The sequence below is a fragment of the Actinocrinis sp. genome (genome assembly GCF_035653575.1).
Taxonomy (GTDB): domain Bacteria; phylum Actinomycetota; class Actinomycetes; order Streptomycetales; family Catenulisporaceae; genus Actinocrinis.
The window spans coordinates 1-7,747 of sequence record NZ_DASRBQ010000174.1; the positions used below are offsets into that span (position 1 = coordinate 1).

Sequence of the window (7,747 nt, forward strand, 5' to 3'; positions counted from 1 at the left end):
TCCGCTCCCTCCGCACTCCACGCTGAATAAGATCATCGGCATGCGAGTGCTCGAAGAGCTGTTCTCCCTGCGCGACCGCGCCGCGCTGATCACCGGCGGAAGCTCGGGCATCGGCTACGCGATGGCCGAGGCGATCGCGCTGGCGGGCGCACGCACGGTGCTGCTGGCGCGGCGCGAGGCGGAACTCAAGGCGGCAGCCGAGCGGATCCGGCAGCAGGGCGGGGAAGCGCACTGGGTCGCCGCCGATGTTGCCGACCGCGGCAGGCTGGCCGAAGCCGCCGAGGAGGCGGTACGGCTGGTCGGCGAGATCGACGTCCTGGTCAACTGCGCCGGAGTCAACCCGCGACCGCCGCTCGGTACGCAGACCCTCGAGGACTACGACGAGATCTTGGCGGCGAATCTCGCCGGTCCGTACCAGCTCGGCCAGCGCTTCGGCCCGCGGATGGCCGAGCGCGGCTGGGGCCGGATCATCAACATCGGCTCCCAGCAGTCGGTATCGGCGTTCGGCGACAGCGGCGTGTACGGAGTGGCCAAGGCCGGACTTACCGGGCTGACCCGCTCGCAGGCCGAAGCGTGGTCACGCAGCGGCGTGTGCGTTAACACCGTCATCCCCGGCTTCGTGCTTACCCCGCTGACGGCTGTCGCGGCGTCAGATCCCGAGCGGGTCAAGGCACTCGCCGCACGGGCGATGGCCGGCCGCAACGGCTTGCCCGAGGACTTCCGCGGCGTCGCGCTCTTCCTCGCCTCGAACGCTTCGGCCTACGTGACCGGGCAGATGGTCTTCGTCGACGGCGGCTTCTCCGTGCACTAATCCGTGCATTAGCGCGGTGGCTAGTCCTTCTTGAGCTCCGAGTCGGCAGGCTCGGTGCTGGCGAACAGCACAGCGTGCAACTGCACCACCAAGGTGTCCGGGCCCTCGTCGCTCGGACCGATGTTGTCGATCAGGTCGAGTACCGCGGCCTGCAGTTTCAGGTAGCGCTCAAGCGTCATGTTGACGCGGATGCTGCCGATCTGCGGGCTCAGATCAGGGCCCTCCGGCGGCGGGGAGAGCTGCACCCGTCCCGCGCGGATCTCCGTGCGCAACCGGTCGCGGACGGCATCCATCAGCGCCTCGACGGTGTCCGTGAAGTCTTCCGGCTCGGCTTGCTGGCCGAGCAGCGTTCCGGAGAACACCAGGCGCTTCTGGGCCGGCAGGTAGCGCTTCTCGATGATGCCCGAGACCACTCTGGTCTCGGCGACGTAGATCAGCCCGACGTCCTCGAGTTTCTTCACGTGCCGATAGAGCTTGGTCTGCCCCTCGTCGATCCGCTCGGCGATCTCCTTGACCGACATCGGTCGGCGGCGGGCGGCGTCGCTCGGGAACGCGCCGATGATGGCGAGCCGCAGCGGGTCGGCCAGTATCCGCAGGGTCTCCAGGTCGGTGACCGCTCGTTCCTCGACGTAGCCGAGCGGCGGCGCGGTAACCGCCGCCTGCTCGGGGTCGGCTGACCTCTCCTCGCCCCTGGAACCGCTCTCGTCGGTGGCCATCGGCCGCTGACCTCACATTCTCGCGTCGTCTACCGCTTAAGTCTTGCGCAATGCTCTCGCATCTGCAATTGCTCACGTCAACGTGAATGGATGCGACAGAGTGAATGATCGCATCCTCGCGAACCGGGGAGGATGAAGATGCCTACGAGCTCCGCACCGGCGAATGCGCCGGTCACCGCCGTTCCGCTCAGCCGCAACCGCAGATTCCAGGCGTTGTGGGTCGGGGGAGCGACGGCTTATCTCGGATCGAGCTTCGTCACCGTCGCGGCTCCGTTGCTGATCCTCGGCATCACCGGGTCGGCGGCGCAGGCGGGCGTCTACGGCTTCATCGATGCGTCAGCGTCCATCGCGGCCGGACTGCCCGCGGGCCTGATCCTGGACCGCTACGACCGCCGAACGCTGATGATCGCGTCAGAGGCGGTCCGGGCGCTCGCCTTCGCCACCTTGATGGCCGCGCTGCTCGCCGACCGCCTGACGATGCCGCACGTCTTCGCGGTGGCGGCGGTAACCGGCGCCGCCAGGACGCTCTCGGGACCGGCCCGTTCCCTCGCCACGCGTGCTGTGGTCGCGCCGGAGCAGCTGACCAAAGCGCTCGCGACGGAGGAGGTGCGCACGCATACCGCGTCGATCATCGGCCCGTCGCTCGCGGGAGTGTTGTTCGCGGTCTCCCGGACGCTCCCCTTCCTAGGCGTCGCCGTCAGCTATCTGATCTCCGCGGTCTGCGCCCTCGCGGTGCCGCGTGACACCGAGGCGAGGATGGATCGACGTGACAAGGCGTCCGGCGGAGCGCTTGGCGGCATCAAGATCCTCATGCGCGATCCGATGCTCCGGGTGTGCCTGATCGCGCTGTCGCTGGTGAACCTCGGTGGAGTGGCGATCGAGTTGGTCGTCGTCGTGCTCGTCCGGGAGCACGGCGGATCGTCGTCCGCGGTCGGCGGCGCGCTGGCGCTGGCTGCGCTCGGCGGTCTGCTCGGTGCGGCCCTGGTCACTCCGTTGCACCGGCTGCTGCGTCCCGGCTGGCTGCTGATCGCGCTGATGCTGTGGGTCGCGGCGCTGAACACGGCGCTCGTCATCCCGCTCGGCGCCTGGTGGTACGGCTCGATTCTGGCCGTGACCATGCTGGGCGTTCCGGCAGCCGTCGTACTGCTCGACGTGCTGATATTCCGTCAGGTCGACGACGCAGTCCGTGGCCGCACCATCAGCGCCACGATGACGATCCTGAACGTCGGCCTGTCGCTCGGGCCGCTCGCCGCAGGCCTGCTGCTGCAATACGCGGGCGCCACGACCGCGGTGTTCGCGTTCAGCGCGGTGATCGCCGCGGCCGGGCTCGGTGCGCTGAGCAGCCGAGCCGTGCGAGCCGCACGCTGGCCGGAAACGAAACCGGCGCCCGTCGCTGAGCCACCTTTCGAAGTGGCCGCTCTCGAAGCGGCAGCCCTCGACGTAGCGCCTCTCGAACTGGCAGCTCTCGAAGCGCCGGTCCTCGACGTAGCGGCTCCCGAACTGACAGCTCTCGAAGTGGCGGCCGCCGATGCATAGCGGCTTGAGTCTCTTCTTCTACGCGGGCGCGGACAGCCGATGCCGTCGCGCTCTGATGATCGGCCAAAACCGGGATTCCGTGACCCCCTTAGGTAGCCGACGCGGGTCTGAGGTACCCGAAACGGCCAGCCCAGGGCTATCTAAGGTAGGCGCGGGCCGCAAGTCGAAGCCCGAATTCGGGAATCCGACCGATCCGCCGCGCCTACCTTGGGGCGGAAAGTTGAGTACGTCGGAGGAAGTACCCGCACCAGACGGGCGCTCCTCACGATCAGAAACACTTCACGAGGGGTGATCGCCATGATGAGCGCCAGCTTCGGCCGGGAGATCGCGGACAGCCACTTCCAGCAACTGCTCGCGGAGGCTGAACACGACCGGTTGGTCGGCTGCCTGAAGCGGCAGCGCAAGCAGCGGCACGCGCGAGGCCACGCGGCCTCGGCCCCGCGGCGGGCTGCCCAGCCCTGCCCACAGGACCTCGGCTGACCGGCTAAGGAACAACGGCCATGGACACCACTGCCAACACGATCGCGGGCCGGACCGCCGGCGCTGCCCAGCCGCAGCGCCCGGCGCAGCCGGCCGGCGATCTCCAGACGACCCGCGAAACGCGCCCGGCTCAAGCGGTCCGATCAGACCGCGGCCCCCGGACGCCGACGCGGGGTCTGGGCCGGGCCGCCAGATCAGCGGCCGCGGCGGTGGCGGGTCCGGTTGCGGCCGGGCCGGGCGCCGAGCCTGGCCCTGTGGAAAGGCCTGTGCGTTCGCTCGGGGAACGTGAAATGCTCGATGACGTGTCGAGCCGCAGCGTCAGTCCGATCTTCGTAGGCCGCCAGGAGGAGCTGGCCCGCCTGCGATCCGCCTTCGCGCGGACCGCGGCCGGGGAGCCCCAGACGGTGCTGATCGGCGGCGAGGCGGGGATCGGCAAGAGCCGGCTGGTGGAGGAGTTCACCGCGCGGCTCGACGCCATTGTCGCGGTCGGCGCGTGCATCGAGCTCGGAAACGGGGAGGGCGTGCCGTTCGGCCCGTTCGCCGCGGCATTGCGGTCGCTCGACAGCAGGGGGTTGATCGACCGCGAGAGCTGGGAGGGGCGGGAGCTGGCCCGCATCCTCCCGGAGCTGGGCGAGGCCCCGGCGCGCCGTCAGCAGGAGGACGAGTACGCCCGCATCCGGCTGTTCGAGGCGGTACAGGCGGCGCTGCTCAAAGCCTGCGCAGAGCGGCCGCTGGTGCTGGTGGTGGACGACCTGCACTGGGCCGACCGGGCCAGCCGTGAACTGTTCGGGTATCTGGCCCGGGTCTCCCGCGGCGGTCGCGTGCTGACCATCGGCACCTACCGGGCCGACGAACTGCATCGCGGCCACCCGCTGCGGCCGTTCCTTGCCGGCTTGGACCGGGTACGCGGCTTGGAACGGCTCGAACTGGAGCGCTTCGACCGGGCGCAGACCGCGCTGCAGCTGCGCGGCATCCTCGGCCGCGAGCCGGAGCCGAGCGTGGTCGAGGAGGTGTTCTGCCGCGCCGAGGGCAACGCCTTCTTCACCGAGGAGGTCGCCTGCGGGGTCGCGGCGGCGGGCGGCGCCGCGCCGGAGTTGTCCTGGAGCCTGCGGGACCTGCTGATGGCCCGCGTCGAGCGGCTGCCGGAACTGACCCAACGTCTGCTGCGCCTACTGGCCAGCGCGGTGCAGCCCGCGCATCCAGCTCTGATCGCCGCGGTCGCGGGGCTGAGCGAAGACGAACTGACCGAGGCACTGCGGCCCGCCTTCGCCGCCAACGTCCTGGTGGCCGGGGAACGGGACACCTATCGCTTCCGGCACGCGTTGATGCGGGAGGTCGTGCACGGGGAACTGCTGCCCGGAGAGCACACGCGGATCTATCTACGGCTCGCCGAGGCGCTTGACGAGACGCCGACGCTGGTCTCGGCCGACTGTTTCGACGTAGAGCTCGCGCACTACTGGTATCGCGCCCATGTACCTGACAAGGCACTGACCGCTGCCCTGTTCGCGGCCGAGGCAGCCAGGACGCGATACGCCTTCGCCGACGAACTGGCGATGTTCGAGCGCGCGCTCGAACTGTGGGACCAGGTGCCGCACGACCCCGACGCGAAGCCGGACGACATCTATCTGATGTACCGCGCCTCAATGGCCGCAGGCCGCGCCGGAGCAGCCGACCGGGGACTGGCCTTCGCCGACGCGGGACTGGCCGCCATCGACGAGACGGCCCGCCCCTCCCTCGCGGCGCATCTGCTCGACCAACGCGGAAAGCACCAGCGCACCCTGGGCCGCGGCTCGGGCATAGACGATCAGCTACAGGCGATCGAGCTGCTGCGCGACGAGAAGTACGCGGTCAAGCGCGGCTACATGCTCACCGGCCTCGCCTCCACCCTCTGCATGCACGGCCGATTGTCCGAGGCGCTGGTCGCCGTGGACGAGGCAATCGAGCTGTGCGCTCGCTCCGATGATCCGTGTGACGGACTGTCCGCTAAGTCCATCCGCGCGATGATCCTGAGCAACGGCGGGCGAATCGAGGAGGGCCTGGCGCTGCATCGCGCCTGCCGGGATGAGGCCGCCAGGCTCGGCCCGACGCCGACGCTGCTGCCGCGCATCGACATCTGCCTGTCCTCCGAGCTCTATGAGGTCGGCCGCTTTGAGGAGGCCGCACAGGTCGCCCGGGGCGGGCTGGACTCGATGATCCCCTGCAATCCGGTGCAGTCCGGAATGCTGCGCAACAACCTGGCCGAACCGCTCATCGCGCTGGGGGAGTGGGACGAGGCGGCGCGGTTGATCGACGACGCGATCGACCTGAACCTGCCCGGCGTACACGACCTCGGCCTGCTGCGGCTGCGTGCGGACCTGCACATACTGCGCGGCGAGTACGAGCTGGCGCAGGTTGACCTCGATACGGCCCGGCGTCGCGGCGGTTCGAAGACCGGCGAGCCGCAGTACGTGATTCCCTTGCACCGGGCCGTGGCCGGGCTGGCGGCGGCACGCGGCCGAATAGACCAGGTGCGCATGGCACTGGGCACGGTGCTGGACGGCGGGGTGCGCGAAGGCGACGAGCGCTTCCTGTGGGAGATGCTCGCCCTGGTGGCCCGCGCAGAAGCAGACCGAGCGGTGGACGCCGGCAGGCGGGATCCGGACTCGGTCACCGCCCGCATCGCCCGCATCGCGGCGGAACTGCCGGTGCACGTCCCGCTGCAGAACCTCTTCGCGCGCCTTGTCGCGGCCGAGGCCCGTCGCGAGCTGGTGGACACAAGTCAGGACCCTGCGGACTGGCTCGATTTGGTCACCGCCGCCGACGAAGCAGTCGCTCCGGTGCACCTGCGCGCCTACCTGCGGTTCCGGCTGGCCGAGGCGTCCGCGGTCCGTGGCGAGCGCGCCGACGCGGCCGAAGCCGCCAGGCAGGCCCGGGCGCTGATCGAGCCGCTCGGCGCCCGTCCGCTGCTGGGCCAGATCGAGAGCCTCGTCCGCGCCGCACGCCTCGCGCTGCGCCCGGTCCCGGATCCCGCCGCACGGCCGTCCGCCACCGCCTTCGGCAGGCAGAACGCGGCGTCCCGCGGCACCGAGCGAACCTCTGGCGATCGCTCGGCCGAGGCAATGTCGCGCTTCGGCTCTCGTCCGGACCCTACCGTGAACGCGAACACCGACACGGACACGAGCGCAAACGCCGACGTCCGAGGTCGGTCCGGTGCGGGATCCGCTGCTGCCGGCCTGGCTGGAAGCGCGGCCGCCGGGCCCACCGGAACCGCTGGGCTCACCGGAACTGCAGGGACCGCCGAGACTGGATCGGTGCCCGGTTCAGGACACGACGCGAGCACTAGAGGCAGCGCCGGTTCCGGGCTCGGCACGAGTGGCGGGCGTGGCACCGGTGCCGGCCTTGGCGCGGCTGCTGGCGCAGCACTGTCCTACGAGGATGCCGGCGCACGACCAGGCTCACGCGCCGCCGCACGCGCTGGAGCGGACTCCGCCACGTCAACTGCACCTCGTCTCGGCAACGCCAGTGATGCTCGTGCCGCTGATGCCGCAGGGGCCGCTGACGGCTACGCAGACTTCGGCGCCGCAGCCCACGCCACCTCCGCTCGAGGCGCCGGCAACGGCCGGGGTGCCAGCGCAGGCGCTGGCTTGAGTGCCGGTTCCGGCGGCGCTGGTAGCTCGGCTAGTGGTTCCGGCAGGAGTCAGAGTGCAGGCGCTGACGCTGCCTACGGAAGCGGCCGGAGTACAGGTGCTGGCGCTGGTTCCGGAAGCGGTCCGAACATCGGCGACCTCGGTTTGACGCGGCGTGAGCTCGACGTGTTGCGGCTAGTCGCCGATGGCCTGTCGAATGGCCAGATCGGCGCGCGGCTGTACATCAGCACCAAGACGGTATCCGTGCACGTGTCGAACATCCTCGCCAAGCTCGGCGTCTCCTCGCGCACCGAGGCGGCGGCAGTTGCACACCGGCTGCGCGTCTTCGACAACGTGGCCTGATTCAACCCTCCACGCCGCCCAGCGCCGTCGCTTCGAACATCACTGCGTACCGCCGCTACTCCGCACGCGGTGGTGCTGCGCGCGGCGATCCGCGCACAGCACCCACGGTGCCGGATTCGGCGCACGCTGCACCATCGCCAAGAAGTGGGCCGCGTGCGTCCTTGTCACCGCACCGGCGACACGTTCGCCGCCATCATCCCGTCGGTGTCGGTGTCGGTGTCGGTGTCGGTGTCGGT

General features: G+C 70.2%; 5 protein-coding genes. 4 read left to right on the plus strand and 1 reads right to left on the minus strand.

Translation table 11 applies throughout. From position 1 onward, the window contains the following. Positions 1–31 precede the first annotated feature (31 nt). A complete protein-coding gene (locus VFA06_RS23615) occupies positions 32–811 on the plus strand; it encodes an SDR family NAD(P)-dependent oxidoreductase (RefSeq protein WP_414639953.1) in 780 nt (259 codons plus the stop codon). A gap of 20 nt (positions 812–831) precedes the next feature. Here the strand turns inward: VFA06_RS23615 and VFA06_RS23620 are convergent, their stop codons facing one another. Then, on the minus strand, positions 832–1,527 hold the full coding sequence (locus VFA06_RS23620) for a helix-turn-helix domain-containing protein (RefSeq protein ID WP_324842891.1): 696 nt from the start codon (positions 1,525–1,527) through the stop codon (positions 832–834). A gap of 138 nt (positions 1,528–1,665) precedes the next feature. Here VFA06_RS23620 and VFA06_RS23625 point away from each other — a divergent pair, with 138 nt between their 5' ends. The 3 genes from VFA06_RS23625 (at position 1,666) to VFA06_RS23635 (ending at position 7,511) form a co-directional block, all read left to right on the plus strand. Then, positions 1,666–3,063: an MFS transporter gene (locus tag VFA06_RS23625; RefSeq protein ID WP_324842892.1), complete on the plus strand. Its 1,398-nt coding sequence runs from the start codon at positions 1,666–1,668 to the stop codon at positions 3,061–3,063. A 297-nt stretch (positions 3,064–3,360) separates the two neighbouring features. Beyond that, positions 3,361–3,543 (plus strand): hypothetical protein, encoded by a 183-nt coding sequence (locus VFA06_RS23630; RefSeq protein WP_324842893.1) that lies wholly within the window; start codon positions 3,361–3,363, stop codon positions 3,541–3,543. Positions 3,544–3,833: 290 nt separating this feature from the next. Continuing rightward, on the plus strand, positions 3,834–7,511 hold the full coding sequence (locus VFA06_RS23635) for a helix-turn-helix transcriptional regulator (protein ID WP_324842894.1): 3,678 nt from the start codon (positions 3,834–3,836) through the stop codon (positions 7,509–7,511). The last annotated feature ends 236 nt before the right edge of the window (positions 7,512–7,747 follow it).